This window comes from Microbispora sp. H10885 (genome assembly GCF_014161415.1).
GTDB lineage: Bacteria > Actinomycetota > Actinomycetes > Streptosporangiales > Streptosporangiaceae > Microbispora > Microbispora triticiradicis.
The window spans coordinates 312,548-334,571 of record NZ_JABBWY010000011.1; the positions used below are offsets into that span (position 1 = coordinate 312,548).

Consider the following 22,024-nt stretch of genomic DNA (forward strand, 5'->3'; position numbering starts at 1 on the left):
CGTACTTGTTGATTAGCCGCGCCATCGTGATCCGGGCGACTCGAAGACGGCACTACGTCCAGAGTCCGACTCCCCACCACGGAAGGCCGAGGGCCCTTCCGGACGGGGTCGTCCGGAAGGGCCCTCGGACAGACGATCAGCCGAAGACGCGGGGCAGGGCCGAGGTGTGAGCCTCGCGAAGCTCGGCGACCGGGACGTCGAGCACGCCCTCGACCACGAGCGCGTCGCCGCCGGTGAGGCCGAGCCCGGAGCAGGGCACCTCGTGCCGGGCGCACAGCTCGGCGAACGCGTCGAACGCGTCCGGGCGGACGCACACCAGCGCACGCGCGGCCGACTCGCTGAACAGGTCGGTGAACGCGTCCTCGCCCGGCAGCGTCACCGTGCAGCCGACGCCACGGGAGAGGCACGCCTCGGCCAGGGCGATCGCAAGACCGCCGTCGGAGAGGTCGTGCGAGCCCTCCAGCAGCCCGCGGGCCGCCGCCTCGGCCAGCACCGCGGCCAGGGCGCGCTCGGCCTCCAGGTTCACCTGGGGCGGCAGCCCGCCCAGGTGGCCGTGGACCACGTGCGCCCACTCCGAGCCGCCGAACTCCTCGCGGGTCTCGCCCAGCAGCAGCACGCGCAGGCCGGCCTCCGGGAAGCCGGACCTGACCCGCCGCGCCACGTCGTCGATCACGCCCAGCACGCCGATCACGGGTGTCGGGTTGATCGCGGTCGAGCCGGTCTGGTTGTAGAACGACACGTTCCCGCCGGTGACCGGCACGCCGAGGGTGCGGCAGGCGTCGGCGAGCCCGCGTACGGCCTCCGAGAACTGCCACATGACCTCGGGGTCCTCCGGAGAGCCGAAGTTGAGGCAGTTGGTGACCGCGAGTGGCTTCGCGCCGGTGACGGCGACGTTCCGGTACGCCTCCGACAGCGCGAGCTGCGCCCCGCTGTACGGATCGAGCCTGGCGTAGCGGCCGTTGCCGTCGGTCGCCAGCGCGATGCCCCGGGTGGTCTCCTCCGCCCCCGGCATCGTCTCCGAGATCCGCAGCATGCCGGCGTCGGCGGGCTGCGCCAGGACGGTGTTGCCTCGCACGTACCGGTCGTACTGGGAGGTCACCCACTCCTTCGACCCGAGGTTGGGCGAGCCGAGCAGGGTGAGCAGGGTCTCGCGCAGGTCCGCGGGCCGGGGCAGGCGCTCGGGGCCGTCGGCGTTGAGCGCCGCCTGCCCGGCGGGCTCGTGGAACGGGCGCTCGTAGACCGGGCCCTCGTCGGCGGCCGTGCCCGGCGGGATGTCGACGATGACCTCGCCGTCCCACGTCATGACGAGCCTGCCGGAGTCGGTGACCTCGCCGATCACGGTCGCCGGGACGTCCCACTTGTCGCAGATCGCCATGAAGGCCGGGATGTCGTCGGGCGTGACGACCGCCATCATGCGTTCCTGCGACTCGCTCATCAGGATCTCCTCGGGCCGCAGCGAGGGATCGCGCAGCGGGACGAGGTTCAGGTCCACCCGCATGCCGCCGGTGCCCTTGGCGGCCAGCTCGGTGGTCGCGCAGGACACCCCGGCCGCGCCGAGGTCCTGGATGCCGACGACCACGTCCGCCTGGTAGAGCTCCAGGCAGCACTCGATCAGCAGCTTCTCCATGAACGGGTCGCCGACCTGTACGGCGGGCCGCTTGGCCTGCGACTCGTCCTCGAAGGTGGCCGACGCGAGCACCGACGCGCCGCCGATGCCGTCCGCGCCGGTACGCGCGCCGAACAGCACGACCTTGTTGCCGGGGCCGGGGGCGGTGGCCAGCTTGATCTGGTCCTTGCGCAGCAGGCCGACGCACAGGGCGTTGACGAGCGGGTTGCCGATGTAGCAGGGGTCGAAGACGACCTCTCCGCCGATGTTGGGCAGGCCGAGGCAGTTGCCGTAGTGGCTGATGCCCTCCACCACCCCGGGCAGCACCCGGCGGGTGTCGGGCTGGTCGGCTCCGCCGAAGCGCAGCGAGTCCATCACCGCGACCGGCCGCGCGCCCATCGACATGATGTCGCGCACGATGCCGCCGACGCCGGTCGCGGCGCCCTGGTGCGGCTCGACGTACGACGGGTGGTTGTGCGACTCGATCTTGAAGGTGGCGGCCCAGCCGTCGCCGACGTCGACCACGCCGGCGTTCTCGCCCATGCCGACGAGCAGGGCCTCCGACTCGGGCGCCTTGGTCCCGAACTGCCGCAGGTGGACCTTCGACGACTTGTAGGAGCAGTGCTCGCTCCACATCACCGAGTAGATCGCCAGCTCGGAGCCGGTCGGCCGCCGTCCGAGGATCTCCCGTACGCGCTGGTACTCGTCGTCCTTCATGCCCAGCTCGGCGTACGGCTGACGCTCTTCGGGCGTCTCCTGCGCGCGCTTCACGCTGTCGAGGGCCATCACGCGTTCACCAGCCTCTTCAGGATCGAGGAGAAGAAGCCGCGGCCGTCCACGCTCGGCGCGCCGGTCAGGTCCTCGACCGCGTGCTCGGGGTGGGGCATGAGGCCGACGACGTTCCCGGCCTCGTTGGCGATCCCCGCGATGTCGTTGAGCGAGCCGTTGGGGTTGCCGCCGGCGTAGCGGAAGACCACCCGGCCCTCGCCCTCCAGCGCCGCCAGCGTGGCGGCGTCGGCGACGTAGCGGCCCTCGCCGTGCTTGATCGGCAGCACGATCTCCTGACCGTCCGCGAAGTCCGCGGTCCAGGCAGTACGCGTGCTCTCCACGCGGATGCGCTGGTCGCGGCAGATGTAGTGCAGGCCCTCGTTGCGGGTCAGCGCGCCCGGCAGCAGGTGCGCCTCACAGAGGATCTGGAAGCCGTTGCAGGTGCCGAGCACGGGCAGCCCGGCCTGCGCGGCCGGGATCAGCTCGGTCATGAGGGGGGAGAACCGGGAGATCGCCCCGCAGCGAAGGTAGTCGCCGTAGGAGAACCCGCCGGGCAGGAAGACGGCGTCGACGCCCTTGAGGTCGTGGTCGGCGTGCCACAGCGGCACCGCCTCCGCTCCGGCCAGCCGTACGGCTCGCGCGGCATCCTGGTCGTCGAGTGTTCCGGGGAAGGTGACGACGCCCACCCGGGCAGCGCTCATGACTGTGTTCCCTCCAAGGATCGCCGCCAGGCCGGACGCCACCGTCTCATGTGCCGGACGGCGGTCAGTGGCGGTACACCTCAGAGTATCGGAGCCGCCAAATCGGCTGCTCTCGCGGAGCCCCGAACCGATCGGGGCGCGTCATGGGCCACCCGTGCCGCGCCCTGGGCCGGCGCGGCCGGTGGCCGGGGTCCTCAGACCCCGGCCAGGTGGCGGTCGAGAGTGAGATGGTGGGCGATGGCGTCCTCGGCCCAGTCGAGCTCCTTGCACAGCCGCACGGTCGTGCCGCGGCCGGGCGTGATGTCGAAGGACAGGTCGTCCACGACGGCCCGCATGATCAGGATTCCACGGCCGTGCTCGGTCTCGGCCGGCGGGTGCTGCCGGGGAATCATGTGCAGCCCCTCGCCGCCGTCGGCGACGCGCAGCTCACATCGGCCGTTGCCGATGGTGGCCATGACCTCGTAACGGTTGGCCGGTCCACCGTGCCTTACAGCGTTGGCGCATGCCTCGGACGTGGCCAGGAGTATGTCGGACACGCACTCCTCGGTCACCCCGAGGGACCTGAGCGCGTTCCCCACCACGCGGCGGACCATCGGGATGCCGATCGCATCCCTCGGCATGGCCAGCGAGAACTCAATATCCACCGGACCCCTCCCCGGTGTCGAAGGTCACCACGGTAGGCTTCCCCACTGAATCAGGGCTAACCGCAAAATGACGGTCCTGTTATTCGGGGCGTGCCTCATGGGTGGGTTTAAGACGACCTATGTCCCATTTACGAGGGAGAAGTCAGGGGCACGGCGGTGTGAAATGCACCACTTCACTCCGCGACGTGGATTGCGAAGTCCTCGATCACCGTGTTGGCCAGCAGGGTTTCGGCCATCTTTCGGACTTCCGAAAGGGCGGCTTCGTCCGCGGGCCCGTCCAGCTCCAGCTCGAACCGCTTGCCCTGCCGCACCTCGGAGACCCCGGAGAAGCCGAGCCGCGGCAGCGCCCGGGCGATCGCCTGCCCCTGCGGGTCGAGGATCTCCGGCTTGAGCATGACGTCGACGATGACGCGCGCCACGATGTGCCTCCAATTTCGAGTGGTCCGCCAGTTTCGGGGGGTCCGCCGGTTTCGGTGGGTCCGTTTCGCGGTCAAGCCTAGTGGCGGCCCGGCGACGCGCTCGCGACGGGCCACGCGGTGGGCCGGGCCGCGGCGGAGGAGTGTGGCGCCTCACGCCCCGGGAATCGGAGAAGTGTGGACAGGAGGCGGGGTCTTGCGCGAAGGGGTGTGACTTCTGCCACGATGTCCGCATATGCGACCGGTCGCCCACCCCCAGCGGCCGACCGCCGACCCTACCCGGCCCTCCGGCGGTGGCGACCCCACCCGTGGCGGGCACGAGACGCACAGGAGTGGCATGTGACAGCCCACGCCCCTCGCGGTGCCGACGCACCCCCGGATCTCGTCCAACTGCTCACCCCCGAGGGAGAGCGGGTCGAGCATCCCGACTACGACATCGAGCTGACCGCCGAAGAGGTCCGCTCCCTCTATCGCGACCTGGTCCTCGTCCGCCGCATCGACCTGGAGGCCGTCGCGCTCCAGCGACAGGGCGAGCTCGGCCTCTGGGCGTCCCTGCTCGGGCAGGAGGCCGCGCAGGTCGGGTCGGGCCGGGCGCTCACCGGCGCCGACATGGCCTTCCCCACCTACCGCGAGCACGGCGTGGCCTGGTGCCGCGACGTCGACCCGGTCAACCTGCTCGCGCTGTTCCGCGGCGTGAACAACGGCGGATGGAACCCGGCCGAGCACAACTTCCACCTCTACACGATCGTCATCGGCTCCCAGACCCTGCACGCGGTCGGGTACGCCATGGGCATCCAGCGCGACGGCGGGGAGTCCGCGGCGATCGTCTACTTCGGCGACGGCGCGACCTCCCAGGGCGACGTGAACGAGTCCTTCATCTGGGCCTCGGTGTTCAACGCCCCGGTCGTGTTCTTCTGCCAGAACAACCAGTGGGCGATCTCCGAGCCGCTGGAGAAGCAGTCGAAGATCCCCCTCTACAAGAGGGCCTCGGGCTTCGGCTTCCCCGGCATCCGGGTCGACGGCAACGACGTGTTCGCCTGCCTGGCCGTGACCCGCCGCGCGCTGCGGAACGCCCGCGAGGGGCAGGGCCCGACCCTGATCGAGGCGTTCACCTACCGGATGGGCGCGCACACCACGTCCGACGACCCCACCCGCTACCGCCTCGCGAACGAGCTGGAGGCCTGGAAGCTGAAGGACCCCATCGAGCGGGTCAAGGCGTACCTGTTCAAGAACCAGCTCGCCGACCAGGAGTTCTTCGAGAAGGTCGACGCGGAGGCCGACGCCCTCGGCAAGGACGTGCGCGACCGGTGCCTCGCGCTGCCCGACCCGCCGCCCGGGGCTATCTTTGATCACGTGTACGCGGGCGCCCACGCACTCCTCGACGAGGAGCGCGAGCAGTATCTGACCTACCTGGCGGGATTCGAGCGATGACCACACTGACTCTCGCCAAGGCGTTGAACGAGGGACTGCGGCGCTCGATGGAGGACGACCCCAAGGTCCTCCTCATGGGAGAGGACGTCGGCAAGCTCGGCGGCGTCTTCCGGGTCACCGACGGCCTGCAGAAGGACTTCGGCGAGGACCGCGTCATCGACACGCCGCTCGCCGAGTCGGGGATCATCGGCACGGCGATCGGCCTGGCCCTGCGCGGCTACCGGCCCATCTGCGAGATCCAGTTCGACGGGTTCGTGTTCCCGGCCGCCGACCAGATCATCACGCAGCTCGCCAAGATGCCGCTGCGGTCGCTCGGCACGCTGAAGCTGCCGGTCGTCGTGCGCATTCCCTGCGGCGGCGGCATCGGGGCGGTCGAGCACCACTCCGAATCGCCGGAGGTGTACTTCACCCACACCGCCGGCCTGCGGGTGGTCGCGTGCTCCAACCCCGCCGACGCGTACACCATGATCCAGGACGCGGTCCGCTGCGACGACCCGATCATCTTCTTCGAGCCCAAGCGCCGTTACTGGGACAAGGCCGAGGTGGACCTCGCCGCCCCCGGCCTGCCGCTCGACCGCGCCCGCGTCGTACGGCCCGGCCGGGACGTCACGCTCGTGGCGTACGGGCCGATGGTGAAGACCTGCCTGGAGGCCGCGTCGGCGGCCGAGGAGGACGGACGGGACATCGAGGTGATCGACCTGCGCTCGCTCAACCCGCTGGACGCCGAGGTGCTGACCGAGTCGGTGACGCGGACCGGCCGCTGCGTGGTCGTCCACGAGGCTCCGGTCTTCACCGGGTTCGGGGCCGAGATCGCGGCGCGGGTCACCGAGCGCTGCTTCTACCACCTGGAATCCCCGGTGCTGCGGGTGGGCGGGTTCTCCACGCCGTACCCGCCGTCCCGGCTGGAGGAGCACTACCTGCCCGACCTCGACCGGGTGCTCGACGCCGTCGACCGCTCGTTCGCTTACTAGAGGGGAGAGATCTGATGCTCCGTGAGTTCAGGCTCCCCGACGTGGGCGAGGGGCTGACCGAGGCCGAGATCGTCAGGTGGCACGTCACCCCGGGCGACTCCGTGAAGATCAACCAGACGATCGTGGAGATCGAGACGGCCAAGGCCGTGGTGGAGCTGCCCTGCCCGTACGAGGGCACGGTGTCGGCCCTGATGGCCGACGAGGGCCAGACGGTCGACGTCGGCGCCCCGATCATCTCGGTCCGTACGGGCGACGGCGAGGGCCCGGCCGACGCCGGCCGGGAGGCGCTGGCCGACGACCTGGTGCCGGGCGCGGGAGACGGCGCCGAGCCGAAGAAGGAGAAGCGCCAGCCGGTGCTCGTGGGGTACGGCGTGAAGACGTCCGCGACCCGCCGCCGGCCCCGCAAACCGGCCTCGCCCGCGCCTGTTTCGGCCCCTCCTGTTTCGGTCACACCTGCTCCGGCCACCCGCGCCGCGGCTACCCCGCCCGCTGCGTCCTCCGTGCCCGCTGTGCCCGGGAACGGGCATCCGGCCTCCGCCGGGGCCCGCGTGCTGGCGAAGCCGCCGGTGCGCAAGCTCGCCAGGGACCTCGGCGTCGACCTGACGGCCCTCACCGGCACCGGCCCGCAGGGGTCGATCACCCGGGCCGACGTGGAGGCGGCGGTGGCGGCGCCCGTCCCGGCGGCCTCGGGAACCTCCGCGGCCTCGGGGACCGCGCGGGAGGAGTACATCCCGGTCCGAGGGGTCAGGAAGGCGACCGCGCAGGCCATGGTGGCCAGCGCGTTCTCGGCTCCGCACGTGACGGAGTGGCTCCAGGTCGACGTGACCGGGACGATGGAGGCCGTGCGGCGGCTGCGGACGCTGCCCGAGTTCGCCGAGGTCAAGGTGTCGCCGCTGCTCCTGGTCGCGAAGGCGCTGATCACGGCGGTGAAGCGGCACCCGATGGCGAACGCCTCGTGGACCGGCGAGGAGATCGTGGTCAAGCACTACGTGAACCTCGGGATCGCCGCCGCCACCGACCGCGGGCTGATCGTGCCGAACGTCAAGGACGCCGACGCGATGTCGCTGCCCGACCTCGCGCGGGCGCTCGGCGAGCTCACCGAGCGGGCGCGGGCGGGCAGGTGCCAGCCGGCCGAGCTGAGCGGCGGCACGATCACGATCACCAACGTGGGGGTCTTCGGCGTCGACGCCGGAACGCCGATCCTGAACCCGGGAGAGGTGGCGATCCTCGCCGTCGGCCAGATCAGGGACATGCCCTGGGTGGTCGACGGGCAGCTCGCCGTCCGGAAGGTGACCACGCTGGCGCTGTCGTTCGACCACCGTGTGGTCGACGGCGAACTCGGCTCCCATGTCCTGCGCGACGTCGGCGCCATGCTGGAGGACCCCCTGCGCATGCTCGCCTGGAGCTGACGCACACGATTCCCCGGAGGGCCGGAGACCGATGGCGGTCTCCGGCCCTTCCGCCGACGGTCGCCTTACCGACGGACGCCGGGGCGCGAGCTCCGCGCACCCGCCGCTCGTGACTGCGCCGCTCGTGACTGCGCGGCTCGTGACTGCGCCGCTCGTGAACCCCGGAGGAGCACGTCACGCCCGTCGGCTCGGGGCGTACAAGCCGTCTGCAAGATCGGAACCAGTGACACTCAAGCACGGGTTCCTAGCCTCCCTACCGTGATTCGTGGAGACCACGGCCCGCTCGTGACGCGAGACGGGGGAGCGGCGGCGATCGCCGGGTTCGCCGTCGTACTCGCCGAGGGCGCGGAGATCCTGCGCGCCCTGAGCCGTCGGGCCACGCCTCTCGCCGAGGCGGGCAAGGTGATCGAGGAGTGGGCCGGCCGCCATCCCGGTGCCTGCCCCCGCCTCGTGCCGGGCGACCGCGACGGGTACGGCCTGCGGCTGCGCCATCCCGAGGGCGGGGTGGTGACGCTGTCGGTGCCGCGAGGCGAGCGACATCGGCCGGACGGCCCGGACGAGGTCGCCGAGCGGTGCCTCCCGCCGCGCGAGCTCGTGGAGGACGACGAGCCGCTTGAGGACGGCGATCTGCGGGAGGCCGTGGCGGAGCTCCGCGCCCGGCGCGGCCTGCACGACCGGGCCGCCACGCTGGCCTGGCTGGCGGAGACGCCGTGGTCGGGGGAGCAGTTCGAGGCGCTCGTCGCCGGGATCGCCCGGCGGCGCCGCTTCCGGCGGCGCAAACAGGCCGAGCTCGGGCCGGGCCACCTCGCCTCCCACCGCTCCGACTTCGACCGCGTACGCGCCTTGTGGGTGACGGGCTCCCAGCCGGTGGACGGCGAACTGCTCCACTGCGTCTCCGTCCTGACCGGCTACGAGCAGGCCGTGGTGACGGTGGGCGAGCGGTGGGCCGGGGAGCTGCCCCTGCCGCTGCGCCACGCGGGCCTCGACGCGCTGGTCGGCCCGGTCCCGTACGGCGACGGTTATCTGACCGGCGTGGTGCTGGACCGCCGGGCGGCGCGGGACGATCCGGAGACGCTCGCCGCCGCGGGCGAGGCCGCCTTCGGCGAGTGGCTCGTGGCACGGCGCAGGAGGGCCTCCGTCGAGTGCCACTGGATCTGACACCCGCGCCGTGGAGAAGCCGGGGAAGGCCGGAGAAGCCGGGACGCCGGAGACGGCAGGGGCGCTGGAGATCGCCGGGGACGGGGGATGAGAGGATGAGCGCCGTGAAGAGCGCGGCCACCGGGCCGCGTGCGTCCCGTCCCAGGGAGAGTGCATGTTCCGCCACATCGTGCTGCTGAAGTGGACCGACGACGCCACCGAGGAGCAGCGCGCCGAGGTGGCCAGGCGGCTGAACGAGCTGCCGGGCATCATCCCCGAGATCCGGACCTACCAGATCGGCCTGGACGCGGGCGTCAACCAGGGCAACTTCTCCTTCGCCGTGACGGCCGAGTTCGACTCCCCGGAGGACTACATCGTCTATCGGGACCACCCGGCTCACCTGGCGGTGATCGAGGAGTGCATCGCGCAGATTCTCGCCGCCCGCGCGGCCGTGCAGTACGCACTCTGACCACGGTTCACGCTTCCCGGGCATGAACGGCCGAGGGCGAGCGGGCGTCGCCGCTCGTCCCGCCGTTCGCGCACGTGCCCTGCCGGACGATCACCGAAGGGCCCATTGAGCGGCTGCGCGTGCCCGGCCGGGAGCCGGTCACACACGCCGGCTCACCGACTACGGCGTGAGCGGCGTCTCGACCGCCGTGGCGACGGCCGCGCCGGTGGCCACCTCGCTGGTGCTGTTCACGGTCATCGGCTTCGTCCGCCCGGAGAACACCCCCGAGCGGGAGGAACTGCTCACCACCGTCGACACCGACGCGACCGCCTCCTCCTAGAAGGAGCTCTCGGGCAGGTCCATGAGGTCCTGCCCGGTGGCGGCGAGCACGCGGCGCTCGGCGGCCAGGCGGGGCAGGATCGTCTGGGCGAAGAACGAGGCCGCCCCGATCTTGCCCGTGTAGAAGTCCTTGTCGTGCTCCGAGACGGACAGCGCGTTCAGCGCCACCTCGGCCTGGCGCAGCAGCAGCCAGCCGAGGACCAGGTCGCCGAGCGCCATCAGGAACCGGGTCGTGTTGAGGCCGACCTTGTAGACCTCCCGCGGCGTCTCCATCGAGGCGATCGCCCATCCGGCCATCGTGTCGGCCATCGCCTTGACCTCGTCGGCCGCCTCGTCGAGCAGCCCCCGCTCGACCTTCAGCCGTCCGTTGCCCGCCTCGGAGGCGGCGAACGCCTTGATCTCGCCGAGCAGCGACCCGAGCGCCGCGCCCTGGTTCCGCAGGACCTTGCGGAAGAACAGGTCCTGGCCCTGGATCGCGGTCGTGCCCTCGTACAGAGAGTCGATCTTCGAGTCGCGGATGTACTGCTCGATCGGGTAGTCCTGCAGGAAGCCCGAGCCGCCGAGCGTCTGCAGCGAGCGCGCGAGCAGCTCGTACGACCGCTCGGAGCCGACACCCTTGACCAGCGGGAGCAGCAGGTCGTTCAGCGCCTCGGCGGCCTCGTCGCGACGGCCCTCGAACTCCGCGATCTGGATCTGGTCCTGGATCGTCGCCGTGTAGAGCACCAGCGCCCGCATGGCCTCGGCGTACGACTTCTGCAGCATGAGCTCGCGGCGTACGTCGGGGTGGTGGGTGATCGGCACGCGCGGCGCGGTCTTGTCGCCGGCGCGGGTGAGGTCGGCGCCCTGGAGGCGGTTCTTCGCGAACTCCAGCGCGTTCAGGTAGCCGGTGGAGAGCGTGGCGATGGCCTTGGCGCCCACCATCATGCGGGCGTGCTCGATGACCATGAACATCTGCCGGATGCCGTCGTGCGTGTCGCCGACCAGGTAGCCGATGGCGGGGTGCTTCTCGCCGAGGGTGAGCTCACACGTCGTGGAGACCTTGAGGCCCATCTTCTTCTCGACGTTGGTGACGTAGACGCCGTTGCGCTCGCCCAGCTCGCCGGTCTCGATGTCGACGAGGTACTTCGGCACGAGGAACATCGACAGGCCCTTGGTGCCGGGCTTGGCGCCCTCGGGGCGGGCCAGCACGAGGTGGAAGATGTTCTCGGCCATGTCGTGCTCGGCGCTGGTGATGAAGCGCTTCACGCCCTCGATGTGCCAGGTGCCGTCGGGCTGCGCGATCGCCTTCGTACGGCCGGCCCCGACGTCGGAGCCCGCGTCGGGCTCGGTCAGGACCATCGTCGCGCCCCAGTGCCGTTCGACGGCCATCTCGGCGAACCGCTTCTGCTCGGGGGTGCCGAGCTCGAACAGCAGGCGGGCGAAGGCGGGGCCGCAGGCGAACATCCACACGGCGGGGTTGGCCCCGAGCACCATCTCGGCCATCGCCCACACGAGGCTGCGCGGAGCGGGCGTGCCGCCCAGTTCAGGCTGCAGCTCCAGGCGCCACCACTCGGCGTCCACCCAGGCCTGGTACGACCGCTTGAAGCTCTCCGGCATGGTCACGTCGTGGGTGGCCGGGTCGAAGACGGGCGGGTGGCGGTCGGCGTCCTCGAACGAGTCGGCGATCGGCCCGGTGGCGAGCCGGTTGACCTCGTCCAGCACGCTGCGGGCGGTGTCCTCGTCGACCTCGGCGAAGGGGCCGGCGCCGAGGATCTCCCTGCGCCCGAACACCTCGAAGAGGTTGAACTCCAGGTCGCGGAGGTTGCTCTTGTAGTGACCCATCTGTGTGCGCTCCTAGAACCAGACCCGGGGGTAACGTACTGGTCGGTAACTCTAGCCCGAATGCTACCCGCCGGTAACCCGGCATATCCATAGCCTCCACCACAGATCGCGCGAATCCTCCCGCACAACGGATATGTTGGGGTTGTGAGGGGCGCGACTCGCGGCCCTCCCGGACGAGGTGCCTGCCGTACCCGGAGCGGCGAAGACGGCGGGCGAAGGGATATGAACCAGCTTCTGCAGATCGCCGGCGCCGTCCTCGTCCTCGGCGCTTTCCTGCTCTCCCAGATGAACGTCCTGGACGGCCGGTCGAAGATCTACCTCACGCTCAACCTCGTCGGCTCCGCCGTGCTCGCGTGGCTCGCGTACGCGGACGCCGACTGGGGGTTCCTGCTGCTTGAGGGGGTGTGGGCCGTGGTCTCCGCGGCCGGCCTCGTCCGATCGCTCCGGCCGCGGCGGATGGTCACATAACCGGCTTGACACCTTTGATGGTGTCGCGGTTGGGTGGGCGCATGCTTGAGATCCATACGATGACTTTCGACTGCGCCCGGCCGTACGAGCTGGCCCGGTGGTGGAGCGAGGCCCTGGGCTGGCCGCTCGTCGGCTCCGAACCGGAGGACGACGAGGTCATGCTGGACCGCCCGGACGGTCCTCCGCACCTGCTCTTCATCCGGGTGCCCGAGGGCAAGACGGTCAAGAACCGGCTCCACCTCGACGTCAACCCGACCGGGGACGGCACCCGCGACCAGCAGGTCGAGCGGCTGCTCGCGCTCGGGGCCAAGCCGTACGAGGACCACCGCACCCCCGAAGGGGCGGGCTGGGTCACGCTGCTCGACCCCGAGGGCAACGAACTCTGCGTGTGCCGCAGCGCGGCGGAGCGGGAGTCCTGAGACTCACGCGCCCTTGGCCCGGCTCCGCATGGAGAGCGTGAAGACGGCGGTGACCAGCAGCACGAGCAGGCCCCCGCACAGCGCGTCCCAGCCCGCGCCGAAGACGCCCTCGCGGTCGATCACGAGCTGCACGGGATACATCAGGGCCGCCGCGCCCAGCCCCGGGTAGAGCGAGAAGCGCCAGGGGTGCCGCAACGCCCAGTGGCGGGCCTGCCGGGTCACCCGGTCGCCCACGTTCGGCTTGGAGATCGATCCGATCCCCGCGACGAGGGCGAACAGGGTGATACCCGAGCACAGGGCCCAGGTCAGGTCCGCCGGTCCGGGCAGGATGACGCCCAGGAGGAAGCTCGTGGCTGCGACCGCCCCGCCGGCCGTCGCCGCGGCACGCCAGGGAGCGCCGCGCAGGGCCGCGCCGGCCAGGGACATCTCGTCCATTCGGGTGAGTTCGTTCATGGTTACAGCGTGCCTGCCCGGGTGGTCCGGCGGCATCGGGGAAGTCCCTGAGCATCCCCTGACGCCCCCTGGTCAGGTCCCCCGGCACCCCTATCCCTCCAGGGTGACCCCCTCCGGGAGCGGGGCGACGTCGACGAAGTTGTCGTGGTAGACCGCGCCCCGGCCCATGTCGGCGTCGCGTTCGTCCACCACCGCGTTGGGGTTGGCGCCGGCCGCGTGCTTCGGCCAGTGGCCCTTCGGCGCCGCGACCACCCCCGCCGCTACCCGGTCGCTGACCTCCACGTACGCCCGGAACTCCCCGTTCCCGTTGAAGACACGGGCGGCCTGCCCGTCCACGAGGCCGCGCGGCGCCGCGTCGGCCGGGTTGACCAGCACCCGCGGGCCCTTCGACCGCCTGCGCAGCTCCGGGTTGTTGCCGAACGTCGTGTTCAGGAACGTGTGCGACGCCGGCGTGACCAGGACGAGCGGGTGCGGCCGGTCGGCGGGAGCCGTACGGGCCGTCAGCGACGGCACGTAACCCGCGACGCGCGGCAGCCCGGCCGCCTCGGCCCGCTCGGAGGCGAACTCCAGCCGGCCGCTCGGGGTCGGGAAGCCCTCCGTGAACGGCACGAACGGGTCGGCCGCCGGCAGCCGCGCCCAGCCCTGCTTGCGGATCTCCTCCAGCGTGATCCCGGCCTGGGCGAGCGTCTGCTCGGCGAGTTCGAGGTCGGTGTCGTACAGGGACGGCTCGGTCAGGCCCATCTGCCGGGCGAGCCGGCGGAACGTCTCGGTCGTGGACAGGCACTCGCCCGGCGGCGCGACGGCGGGCTCGTTCCACACCATGTACATGTGGCCGTAGCCGTGATGCACGTCCAGGTGCTCGATCTGCATCGTCGCGGGCAGCACGTAGTCGGCGTAGTCGGCCGTGTCGGTCGGGAACTGCTCCATCACCACCGTGAACAGGTCCTCCCGCGCCAGCGCCGCCCTGATCCGGTTCTGGTCGGAGGTCGAGCCGAGGGGGTTGGCCGCGTAGACCCACAGGCACTTGACCGACTCGTCCAGCCCGTCGGCCAGCCGGGTCATCGTGAGCGTGCGCACCGGGTGGGGGAGCAGGTCGTCGCGGGGGTCGGGCCCAGTGGGCGCGTACGCCGAGGTGGAGTAGGCCACCCCGCCGCCGGGGTGCCGCCAGTCGCCGGTCACACCCGGGATGCAGGCGATCGTCCGCATCGCGGTCCCGCCGCCCTCGTGCCGCTGGATGCCCATCGTGGCCCGGATGCCGGTCGGCCGCGTGTGCGCGAGGCGTACGCCGAGGGCCCTGATCCGCTCCTCGGGCAGCCCGGTGATCTCCGCGACGAGCGCCGGGGGATGCCTGCGGATCTCCGCCTCGAACTCGTCCCAGCCGGTCGTGTGCTCCTCGATGTACGCCCGGTCCTCGGCGCCCTCCTCCAGCACGACGTGCAGCAGGCCGAGCGCGAGCGCGGCGTCCGTCCCGGGCCGGATCGGCAGGTGCTCGTCCGCCTGGTCGGCCGTGCGCGTGCGGACGGGGTCGATCGCGACGACGTGGGCTCCGGCGGCGCGGGCGTCCTGGACGAACTTCCACATGTGGTGCCCGCTGGTCAGCGTGTTGGTGCCCCACAGCAGGATCAGCCGGGACAGGGCGAACGTCTCGGGATCCATGCCGCCGGGGGTCCCGTTGACGTAGCGCAGGCCGTCGTTGCCCGCCCGCGCGCAGATGTTGAGATCGTGCCGGGACGCGCCGAGGACGTTCCAGAACCGCCGCCCGGCCTGTCCCGACTCGCCCTGGATATACCCGAGCGTCCCGGTGCCCTGGTACGGCCAGATCGCCTCGCCGCCGTGCTCCTCGACGATCGACGTCAGCCTCGCCGCGATCTCCGCCAGCGCCTGGTCCAGGGGGACGCGCTCGAACCGGCCGGACCCCTTGGGCCCGACCCGCTTCAGGGGATGGAGGATCCGGTCCGCCGCGCGGACCTGCTCCAGATAGCGGTTCACCTTCACGCACAGCGCTCCGCGCGTGTAGGGGTGGTCGTGGTTGCCGCGCAGCGCGGCGGCCTCGCCGTCGCGTACGGTCACGACCCAGGAGCAGGTGTCGGGGCAGTCGAGCGGACAGGCGCCCAGGATGGGTAGCGACGTGCTCATGGCCTTGACGTTAGCGTGCCGCTGTCGGCCGTCCCCTCGCCGCGTCCTCCCACCGTCCTCAGCGGATCTCCCGCAGGTACGCGATGTTGGCGGCGTCCTCGGGTTCGGTGCTGGGCGCGGCGGCGAACCAGGCGTCCAGGATCTCCGTGAGCACCTGCGGGGAGGTCAGGCGGAGGCTGAGCGCGAGCACGTTGGCGTCGTTCCACTTCCGGGCGCCCGCGGCGGTGACGGCGTCGGCGCACAGCGCGGCCCGCACCCCCGCCACCTTGTTGGCCGCGATGGAGGCGCCGGTGCCGGTCCAGCAGCAGACGACGGCCTGGTCCGACCGGCCCTCCGCCACGTCCCGCGCGGCGCTGGAGCAGCACCAGGCCCAATCGGCCCGGCCGTCCGGGGCCAGCGCTCCATAGAGTGTGACTGTATGGCCGCGCCTTTGCACCTCGGCGGCCAGCGCCGGCGTGATCCCGTCGAGGCTGTCCGAGGCCAGGGATATATGCATGCCATTAATTCTGGACACTGAGTGCGAAGATCGCACAGAATCGCTGGTGGTGAGAGGCATCAAGGAGCAGGACCTGACACTGGACACCCCCGGCCCGGGGGTCGTCCTGGTCGTCGAGCCTCTGTTGCCGCAGCGGATCCGCCGTCCTTCGGACGCCCTGCGGTTCCTGCTCACGCTGCTGGCCCTCGCCGCCGTCGTGCTGCTGGCCCTGGCCCTGCAGCGGACGCTCAACGGCCTGGAGTCCGACGTCCACACGGGCACCGGCCGCGCGCCCGAGGTGCTCTCGGCCGCCGCCGGGCTGCTGGGCGGCGTGGCCGTGCTGGTCGTCCCGGTGGCGTTCGCCGTCGAGCGGGTCTTCCACCGCGACGGCATGCGCGTCACCCAAGGGCTGATCGCCGCGATCCTCGCCCTGCTGGTCTCGTACGCGCTGGGCGAGTGGCTGGTGCAGTCCGGTCCCGCGGACCTCAGGCAGCTGCTCACCGGCAACCGGGACGTCGAGCCGCTGAACACCGTGCTCACCCCCGCGATCGCCTACGCCACGGCGGTGCGGATGTCGCGCCGCCCCCACTGGCGGGCGCTCATGTGGGTCGCTCTGGGCCTCGACGTGTTCGCGCTGTTCACCGCCACCAAGGTCACCGCGCTCGGCGTGATCCTCACCTACGTCGTGGGCCTCGCCGTCGGCTTCGGCACGTTGTACGGCATCGGCAGCGCCAACACCCGGCCGCCGGGCAGCGCCGTGCTGGCCGCGTTGCGCAGGCTCGGGTTCACGCCGGTCAGCGCCCGGCGGGTGGAGGACGACAGCTCGGGCAGCCGCCGTTACCTCATCGGCCTCGCCGGCGACCGCACCGTCGACGTGACCGTCCTCGACCGGGACCGCCAGGTCGCGGGGGTCCTCTACCGGCTGTGGCGGCGGTTCCTGCTCAACAACGAGACCCGGCGCCGGGCCATCCGCTCGCTGCGCGCCGAGCTGGAGCGCGAGGCGCTCATGGCGTACGCCGCGCAGGCGGCGGGCGTACGGCTGCCGCGCCTGCTGGGCACCAGCGAGGTCGGCACCGAGGCCGCGCTGCTCGCCTACGAGCACGTGGACACCCGGCCGGTGAGCGAGCTGGACGACGCGGACTTCGACGACGAGCTGCTCGCGCGGATGTGGGAGCAGGTGCGGCTGCTGCAGGCCCACCGCCTGGCCCATCGCCATCTCACCGGCGAGAGCATCCACGTCGACGCGCACGGCGACGTCTACCTCGTGGACGCCCGCAGCGGCGAGATCGCGGCCGGTGACCTGCTGCTGCGGCTCGACATCGCCCAGCTTCTCTCCTACCTCGGCACCCGCGTGGGAGCAGAGCGGTCCGTCCGGTCGGCGGCGAAGGCGCTGGGGGAGGACGCTCTGGCCGGGGCGATGCCGCTGCTCCAGCGGATCGCGCTGAGCCGCGACACCAGGACCGCCGCCCGCCGCGACAAGCACCTGCTGCCCGCGCTCCGCGAGCAGATCATCGCGCTGAAGCCCAAGGCCGAGGTGGAGGAGGTGCGGCTGGAGCGGTTCCACCCCCGCACGCTCGTCACGATCATCCTCAGCGTGATCGCGGCCTACCTGCTGCTGCCCCAGCTCAGCCAGGTCAACCTGGTCTCCGTCGTCACCACGGCCAACTGGGCGTGGAGCGGGGTCGCGCTGGTGGCGGCCGCGCTGAGCTACGTGGCCGCCGCGGTGATGCTGCGCGGCTTCGTCCCCGAGTCGCTGCCGCTCGGGCACACGATCCTGGCCCAGCTCGCCGGGTCGTTCGTGAAGCTGGTCGCCCCAGCCGCGGTGGGCGGGGTCGCGATCAACACCCGTTACCTGCAGAAGCGCGGGGTGCCGCCCGGGGCCGCCGTGGCGAGCGTCGGAGCGTCCCAGCTCATCGGCCTGACCATGCACATCATGCTGCTGCTGCTGTTCGGCTATCTGACGGGCACGCAGGCCGCGCCGTCCCTGACCCCGTCGCGCGGGCTTCTCGTGGTGCTGCTCGGGGTGGCCGTGCTGTTCCTCATCCTGCTCGCCATACGGCCGCTGCGCCGGGTGGTCACGTCCCGCGTGCGCGCGTTGTTCTCGGGGGTGATCCCCCGGCTGCTCGACGTCGTGCAGTCGCCCCGGAAGGTCCTGGAGGCCGTCGCCGGCACGCTGCTGCTCACGCTCAGCTTCGTGATCTGTCTGGCGGGCTGCGTACAGGCCTTCGGCGGCGACGTGTCGTTCACGGCCGTCGCCGTGGTGTTCCTCGCCGGCAACGCGATCGGCTCCGCAGCTCCGACGCCCGGCGGCCTCGGCGCGGTGGAGACCTCGTTGTCGGTCGGCCTCACGGTCGCCGGGCTGCCCGCCACGGTCGCCACCTCGGCGGTGCTGCTGTTCCGGTTGATGACGTTCTGGCTGCCCGTCCTCCCCGGCTGGGCCTCCTTCGCCTACCTCCAGCGCAAGAACGCCCTCTGACCCGCCTCCTCCGCCCTGCCTTTCAGCGGGCACCGCCCCGCGCGACCGCCCGGACCGGCGCGCGGGGTCACTTCGGGACGCTCACCTCGGTCACTCGGCGCTGGAGGCGGCCCAGAGGTTGATGCCGCAGTCGACCGCGTCCTTGTCGATCTCGTCCAGTTCCTCCTGGTCGAAGCCGAGCCGGCCGACCGCGTCCAGGTTGGCGTCGAGTTGCTCCACGCTGCTCGCGCCGATGAGCACCGACGTCACCCGGCGGTCGCGCAGCGCCCAGGCCAGCGCCATCTGCGCCAGCGACTGGCCCCGCCGCCCGGCGATCTCGTTCAGCCGCCGGACGTGGCGCAGGCTCTCCTCCGACAGCAGGGACGGGTCGAGCGACTTGCCCTGCGCCGCCCGCGAGTCCTCGGGGATGCCGTCGAGGTAGCGGTCGGTCAGCATGCCCTGCGCCAGCGGCGAGAACGCGATGCAGCCGGCGCCCTCCTCCTCCAGCACGTCGAGCAGCCCGTTCTCGATCCAGCGGTTGAGCATCGAGTAGGAGGGCTGGTGGATGAGCAGGGGCGTGCCCAGGTCCCGCAGGATCGCCGCCGCCTGCCGGGTCCGTTCAGGGGAGTAGGACGAGATGCCGGCGTAGAGCGCCTTCCCGGAGCGCACCGCGTGGGCGAGCGCCCCCATGGTCTCCTCCAGTGGCGTCTCGGGATCGAAGCGGTGGCTGTAGAAGATGTCGACGTAGTCGAGGCCCATCCGCTTCAGCGACTGGTCGAGGCTCGCCAGCAGGTACTTCCGCGATCCCCAGTTGCCGTACGGGCCGGGCCACATGTCGTAGCCCGCCTTGGTCGAGATGACCAGCTCGTCGCGGTACCTGGCGAAGTCCTGCTGGTAGAGGTGCCCGAAGTTGATCTCAGCGGAGCCGTACGGCGGGCCGTAGTTGTTGGCGAGGTCGAAGTGGGTGACCCCGCGGTCGAAGGCCCGGCGGAGGATCGCCCGCTGCGTCTCGATCGGCTTGTCGTCACCGAAGTTGTGCCACAGCCCGAGTGACACGGCGGGCAGCCTCAGCCCGCTGCGTCCGGTCCGGTTGTACGGCATGGGCCCGTACCGGCCCTCGGCTGCCACGTAGCTCACTCGGTCACTCCAACTCGGTCAAGGATCCAGGAGAGCGCGAACGCCTCCTCACGCCAGGCGTCGTAACGGCCGCTGCGGCCTCCGTGGCCGGCGCCCATCTCGGTCTTCAGCAGGAACGGGCCGCCCGCCGCGCTGTCGCGGAGCCGGGCGATCCACTTGGCGGGCTCGTGGTAGAACACCCGCGTGTCGTTGAGGCTGGTGGTCGCCAGGATCGGCGGGTACGGCCGGCCGTCGACGTTCTCGTACGGCGAGTAGCTCTTCATGTACGCGTAGACCTCGGGGTCGTGCAGCGGGTCGCCCCACTCGTCCCATTCGGTCACCGTCAGCGGCAGGGAGGGATCGAGGATCGTGTTCAGCGCGTCGACGAACGGCACCTCGGCGACGATCCCGGCGAACTCCTCGGGCGCGAGGTTGGCGACGGCGCCCACGAGCAGCCCGCCCGCCGATCCGCCCCTGGCGACGACCCGGCTCGACCAGCCCGAGGCCTTGAGATGGCGCGCGCACGCGACGAAGTCGGTGAAGCTGTTCTTCTTCCGGGTCAGCTTGCCGTCCTCGTACCAACGGCGGCCCATCTCGCCGCCGCCCCGCACGTGCGCGATGGCGAAGGCGAGTCCCCGGTCGAGCAGCGAGAGCCGGGCCACCGAGAAGTAGGGGTCGATGGAGGACTCGTAGCTGCCGTAGCCGTACAGCAGGGTCGGGGCGGGCCGGTCCGTGCCCTTCCGCACCATGATCGAGATCGGGATCCTGGTGCCGTCGTCGGCCGTGGCCCACTCACGGAACTGCTCGTAGTCGGCCGGGTCGTAGCCGCCGAGCACCACCTTCTGCTTGAGCAGGATCAGCTCGCGCGACCGCAGGTCGTAGTCGTACACCGACGGCGGGGTGACCATCGAGGTGTAGCCGAGCCGCAGGCGGCCCGTCTCGAACTCGGCGTTGCCGGTCGGCGCGACGTCGTACAGCGGCTCGGGGAAGGAGATGTCGTACGGGTCGCCGCCGTCGCCCGGCAGGATCCGCACGCCGGTGAGGCCGTCGCGGCGGAAGTGGACGACGATGTGGTCCCTGAAGGCGTCCACGTCGAGCAGCCTGGTGTCGTCCCTGTGCTCGATCAGCGGGGTCCAGGTGCCCGGGTCGTCGATGGGGGCGGTGGCGAGCTCGAAGTTGACGGCGCCGTCGCCGTCCGGGCCGCCGTAGTTGTGGAGGACGAGGAACCCGTCCGCCGCGTGCTCCAGGGCGTACTCGACGCCGGTCTGCCGGGGCCGCACGACGGCGAACTCGCCGTCCGGAGTGCTCGCGTCGAGCACCCGGACCTCACTCGTGATCTTGCTGCCGGAGGTGAGCACGAGGTAGCGCTGGCTGCGGGTCAGCCCGATGCCCACCCAGAAACGCTCGTCGTCCTCCTGGTAGACGACGACGTCCCCGTTCTGGTCGGCGGCCTGCTCGGAGGCCTGGCCGAGGGTGTGCCGGTGGATCCGGTACGGCCGCCAGGCGTCGTCCACGGTCGTGTAGAAGAACGTGGAGTCGTCGCCCGACCAGGCGCCGCCGTAGAAGACCCCGGGGATTTCGTCCGAGAGCAGTTCGCCCGTCTCCAGGTCCTTGAACCGGAGCGTGAACCGTTCGTCGCCGGAGAAGTCGGTGGAATAGGCGAGCTTCGTGCCGTCCGGGCTGACCGCGCTCGTGCCGATGGAGAAGAACGGGCTGTCGCCGGCGAGCTCGTTGCCGTCCAGCAGAACCTGCTCACCGGGGAGCGGCTCGCCCGGCTCCAGCTTCGGCGGGTCGTCGCCGTCGGCGGCCACCCGGCACTGGATGCCGTACTGCTTGCCCTCTTCGGTGCGCGAGTAGTACCACCAGGCGCCCTTGCGCGTGGGCACAGAAAGGTCGGTCTCCAGGGTCCGGCCCTTGATCTCCTTGAAGATCGTCTCCTGGAGATCCCCAAGATGGGCCGTCGTCTCCTGGGTGTAGGCGTTCTCCGCCTCCAGGTAGGCGATGGTGTCGGGGTCGTCCTTCTTGAGCAGCCACGCGTACTCGTCGACCACGGTGTCACCGTGGTGGCTGCGCTCGAAAGGAACCTTCTTCGCTACAGGCGGCATGTCGCTCACCCGCCAGAGTCTATGTTCGGCATGGTCCTGCCACGGCTCCTCCGAGCCGTCTCGGGGGGCGGTCCCCGGATCCACACCAGGGGGATCGACACCGGGAATAGGGCGCCCCTCGGATGCGTTCCTTTCAACTCGGGTCATGGCGCTGCCGAGGCCTGGTAATCTTGTGATGTCGGCGCGGTCCGGCGCACTCCTCTTCGATCACCTTGGTGGTTGGCTTGGCGTGCGCGGGTCGGTTGACCGACGGCCTCTCGTACTCTCCTGGATCTTGTCCTGATATGCGGTTTGCATCGGGGTGAGGGTTCGGGTAAGTTAGAGGGGTTGCCCCGGAAACGGGGCGGTCGAATTCCTGTCGGTTGGCGGGTTTCGGGTCAAGTCGGTTCTGAACAGGGCGGATTTGACACGGAATGGCTGATCGGGAAGGATTAAGACCACAAGCGAAACGAAACGCCCCGGAGCGTGGGACCTGGTTGACGGGTTTCGGGTGATGGTGGTCGCGTCCGTTTCTTGAGAACTCAACAGTGTGCTAAAAGCCAGTGCATGAATCATGCATGACCCCGTCACCGTTGATTAGTGGCGGATTCCTTTGACGGTGCCTTTCCTTAGCCGGGGGGTGCCGGCCAGGGGTGACACTTTTCAGACATTGTTTGGAGAGTTTGATCCTGGCTCAGGACGAACGCTGGCGGCGTGCTTAACACAT

General features: G+C 70.9%; 19 protein-coding genes and 1 riboswitch. Of the genes, 9 read left to right on the plus strand and 10 right to left on the minus strand.

Annotated features, from left to right (window positions below; translation table 11 throughout):
* Positions 1-136: 136 nt before the first annotated feature.
* From purL to purS, 4 genes are all read right to left on the minus strand, one after another.
* Positions 137-2,392, minus strand: coding sequence for a phosphoribosylformylglycinamidine synthase subunit PurL (purL, locus tag HHX37_RS28510; RefSeq protein ID WP_182883740.1), 2,256 nt, complete (start codon positions 2,390-2,392; stop codon positions 137-139).
* Positions 2,392-3,075: a phosphoribosylformylglycinamidine synthase subunit PurQ gene (gene purQ / locus HHX37_RS28515; RefSeq protein ID WP_182887440.1), complete on the minus strand. Its 684-nt coding sequence runs from the start codon at positions 3,073-3,075 to the stop codon at positions 2,392-2,394. The genes purL and purQ overlap by 1 nt, the downstream gene beginning before the upstream one ends.
* A gap of 194 nt (positions 3,076-3,269) precedes the next feature.
* Positions 3,270-3,719 (minus strand): ATP-binding protein, encoded by a 450-nt coding sequence (locus HHX37_RS28520; protein ID WP_117409638.1) that lies wholly within the window; start codon positions 3,717-3,719, stop codon positions 3,270-3,272.
* A 173-nt stretch (positions 3,720-3,892) separates the two neighbouring features.
* Positions 3,893-4,138 (minus strand): phosphoribosylformylglycinamidine synthase subunit PurS, encoded by a 246-nt coding sequence (gene purS / locus HHX37_RS28525; RefSeq protein ID WP_138461733.1) that lies wholly within the window; start codon positions 4,136-4,138, stop codon positions 3,893-3,895.
* A 336-nt stretch (positions 4,139-4,474) separates the two neighbouring features.
* Here purS and pdhA point away from each other — a divergent pair, with 336 nt between their 5' ends.
* The 6 genes from pdhA (at position 4,475) to HHX37_RS28555 (ending at position 9,871) form a co-directional block, all read left to right on the plus strand.
* Entirely contained in the window at positions 4,475-5,566 is a 1,092-nt protein-coding gene (pdhA, locus tag HHX37_RS28530; protein ID WP_310740571.1) for a pyruvate dehydrogenase (acetyl-transferring) E1 component subunit alpha, read from the plus strand.
* Positions 5,563-6,537: an alpha-ketoacid dehydrogenase subunit beta gene (locus HHX37_RS28535; protein WP_182883742.1), complete on the plus strand. Its 975-nt coding sequence runs from the start codon at positions 5,563-5,565 to the stop codon at positions 6,535-6,537. The genes pdhA and HHX37_RS28535 overlap by 4 nt, the downstream gene beginning before the upstream one ends.
* A 14-nt stretch (positions 6,538-6,551) precedes the next feature.
* Positions 6,552-7,946 (plus strand): dihydrolipoamide acetyltransferase family protein, encoded by a 1,395-nt coding sequence (locus HHX37_RS28540; protein WP_182887442.1) that lies wholly within the window; start codon positions 6,552-6,554, stop codon positions 7,944-7,946.
* Positions 7,947-8,204: 258 nt separating this feature from the next.
* The gene (locus HHX37_RS28545; protein WP_182883744.1) at positions 8,205-9,104 is read left to right on the plus strand and encodes a hypothetical protein; all 900 of its coding nucleotides are present in this window, start codon (positions 8,205-8,207) and stop codon (positions 9,102-9,104) included.
* A gap of 154 nt (positions 9,105-9,258) precedes the next feature.
* A complete protein-coding gene (locus tag HHX37_RS28550) occupies positions 9,259-9,552 on the plus strand; it encodes a Dabb family protein (RefSeq protein WP_182883745.1) in 294 nt (97 codons plus the stop codon).
* Between the two features lie 166 nt (positions 9,553-9,718).
* Positions 9,719-9,871: a hypothetical protein gene (locus tag HHX37_RS28555; RefSeq protein ID WP_182887443.1), complete on the plus strand. Its 153-nt coding sequence runs from the start codon at positions 9,719-9,721 to the stop codon at positions 9,869-9,871.
* Here HHX37_RS28555 and HHX37_RS28560 read toward each other — a convergent pair.
* Positions 9,868-11,691 (minus strand): acyl-CoA dehydrogenase, encoded by a 1,824-nt coding sequence (locus HHX37_RS28560; RefSeq protein WP_117409646.1) that lies wholly within the window; start codon positions 11,689-11,691, stop codon positions 9,868-9,870. The genes HHX37_RS28555 and HHX37_RS28560 overlap by 4 nt on opposite strands.
* Before the next feature lie 145 nt (positions 11,692-11,836).
* A riboswitch (guanidine-III (ykkC-III) riboswitch) is annotated at positions 11,837-11,908 on the plus strand.
* Between the two features lie 5 nt (positions 11,909-11,913).
* Here HHX37_RS28560 and HHX37_RS28565 point away from each other — a divergent pair.
* Both HHX37_RS28565 and HHX37_RS28570 read left to right on the plus strand, forming a co-directional pair.
* A complete protein-coding gene (locus HHX37_RS28565) occupies positions 11,914-12,159 on the plus strand; it encodes a CBU_0592 family membrane protein (protein WP_117409647.1) in 246 nt (81 codons plus the stop codon).
* Between the two features lie 41 nt (positions 12,160-12,200).
* Complete coding sequence (locus HHX37_RS28570) at positions 12,201-12,578, plus strand: VOC family protein (protein WP_182887444.1); 378 nt, start codon at positions 12,201-12,203, stop codon at positions 12,576-12,578.
* Positions 12,579-12,581: 3 nt separating this feature from the next.
* On the opposite strand, the gene HHX37_RS28575 is transcribed toward HHX37_RS28570, so the two are convergent.
* The 3 genes from HHX37_RS28575 to HHX37_RS28585 form a co-directional block, all read right to left on the minus strand.
* Positions 12,582-13,031: a hypothetical protein gene (locus HHX37_RS28575; protein WP_117409649.1), complete on the minus strand. Its 450-nt coding sequence runs from the start codon at positions 13,029-13,031 to the stop codon at positions 12,582-12,584.
* 90 nt (positions 13,032-13,121) lie between these two features.
* On the minus strand, positions 13,122-15,167 hold the full coding sequence (locus tag HHX37_RS28580; protein ID WP_182887445.1) for a molybdopterin-containing oxidoreductase family protein: 2,046 nt from the start codon (positions 15,165-15,167) through the stop codon (positions 13,122-13,124).
* Between the two features lie 58 nt (positions 15,168-15,225).
* Positions 15,226-15,663, minus strand: coding sequence for an RpiB/LacA/LacB family sugar-phosphate isomerase (locus HHX37_RS28585; RefSeq protein WP_182887446.1), 438 nt, complete (start codon positions 15,661-15,663; stop codon positions 15,226-15,228).
* 49 nt (positions 15,664-15,712) lie between these two features.
* Between HHX37_RS28585 and HHX37_RS28590 the strand changes: the two genes are divergently transcribed.
* The gene (locus tag HHX37_RS28590; protein WP_310738389.1) at positions 15,713-18,118 is read left to right on the plus strand and encodes a lysylphosphatidylglycerol synthase transmembrane domain-containing protein; all 2,406 of its coding nucleotides are present in this window, start codon (positions 15,713-15,715) and stop codon (positions 18,116-18,118) included.
* Positions 18,119-18,208: 90 nt separating this feature from the next.
* On the opposite strand, the gene mgrA is transcribed toward HHX37_RS28590, so the two are convergent.
* Positions 18,209-19,234: an L-glyceraldehyde 3-phosphate reductase gene (mgrA, locus tag HHX37_RS28595; protein WP_182887447.1), complete on the minus strand. Its 1,026-nt coding sequence runs from the start codon at positions 19,232-19,234 to the stop codon at positions 18,209-18,211.
* Positions 19,231-21,318, minus strand: a complete 2,088-nt coding sequence (locus HHX37_RS28600; protein ID WP_182887468.1) for a S9 family peptidase — start codon at positions 21,316-21,318, stop codon at positions 19,231-19,233. Before HHX37_RS28600 ends, mgrA begins: the two co-directional genes overlap by 4 nt.
* Positions 21,319-22,024 lie beyond the last annotated feature (706 nt).

What these genes read in the sequence shown, in the direction of transcription:
- purL (WP_182883740.1), bottom strand. Translation starts at nt 2,392, where the DNA reads ATGGCCCTCGACAGCGTGAAGCGCGCGCAGGAGACGCCCGAAGAGCGT.
- purQ (WP_182887440.1), bottom strand. Translation starts at nt 3,075, where the DNA reads ATGAGCGCTGCCCGGGTGGGCGTCGTCACCTTCCCCGGAACACTCGAC.
- HHX37_RS28535 (WP_182883742.1), top strand. Translation starts at nt 5,563, where the DNA reads ATGACCACACTGACTCTCGCCAAGGCGTTGAACGAGGGACTGCGGCGC.
- HHX37_RS28540 (WP_182887442.1), top strand. Translation starts at nt 6,552, where the DNA reads ATGCTCCGTGAGTTCAGGCTCCCCGACGTGGGCGAGGGGCTGACCGAG.
- HHX37_RS28550 (WP_182883745.1), top strand. Translation starts at nt 9,259, where the DNA reads ATGTTCCGCCACATCGTGCTGCTGAAGTGGACCGACGACGCCACCGAG.
- HHX37_RS28560 (WP_117409646.1), bottom strand. Translation starts at nt 11,691, where the DNA reads ATGGGTCACTACAAGAGCAACCTCCGCGACCTGGAGTTCAACCTCTTC.
- HHX37_RS28565 (WP_117409647.1), top strand. Translation starts at nt 11,914, where the DNA reads ATGAACCAGCTTCTGCAGATCGCCGGCGCCGTCCTCGTCCTCGGCGCT.
- HHX37_RS28570 (WP_182887444.1), top strand. Translation starts at nt 12,201, where the DNA reads ATGCTTGAGATCCATACGATGACTTTCGACTGCGCCCGGCCGTACGAG.
- HHX37_RS28575 (WP_117409649.1), bottom strand. Translation starts at nt 13,031, where the DNA reads ATGAACGAACTCACCCGAATGGACGAGATGTCCCTGGCCGGCGCGGCC.
- HHX37_RS28580 (WP_182887445.1), bottom strand. Translation starts at nt 15,167, where the DNA reads ATGAGCACGTCGCTACCCATCCTGGGCGCCTGTCCGCTCGACTGCCCC.
- HHX37_RS28585 (WP_182887446.1), bottom strand. Translation starts at nt 15,663, where the DNA reads ATGCATATATCCCTGGCCTCGGACAGCCTCGACGGGATCACGCCGGCG.
- HHX37_RS28600 (WP_182887468.1), bottom strand. Translation starts at nt 21,318, where the DNA reads ATGCCGCCTGTAGCGAAGAAGGTTCCTTTCGAGCGCAGCCACCACGGT.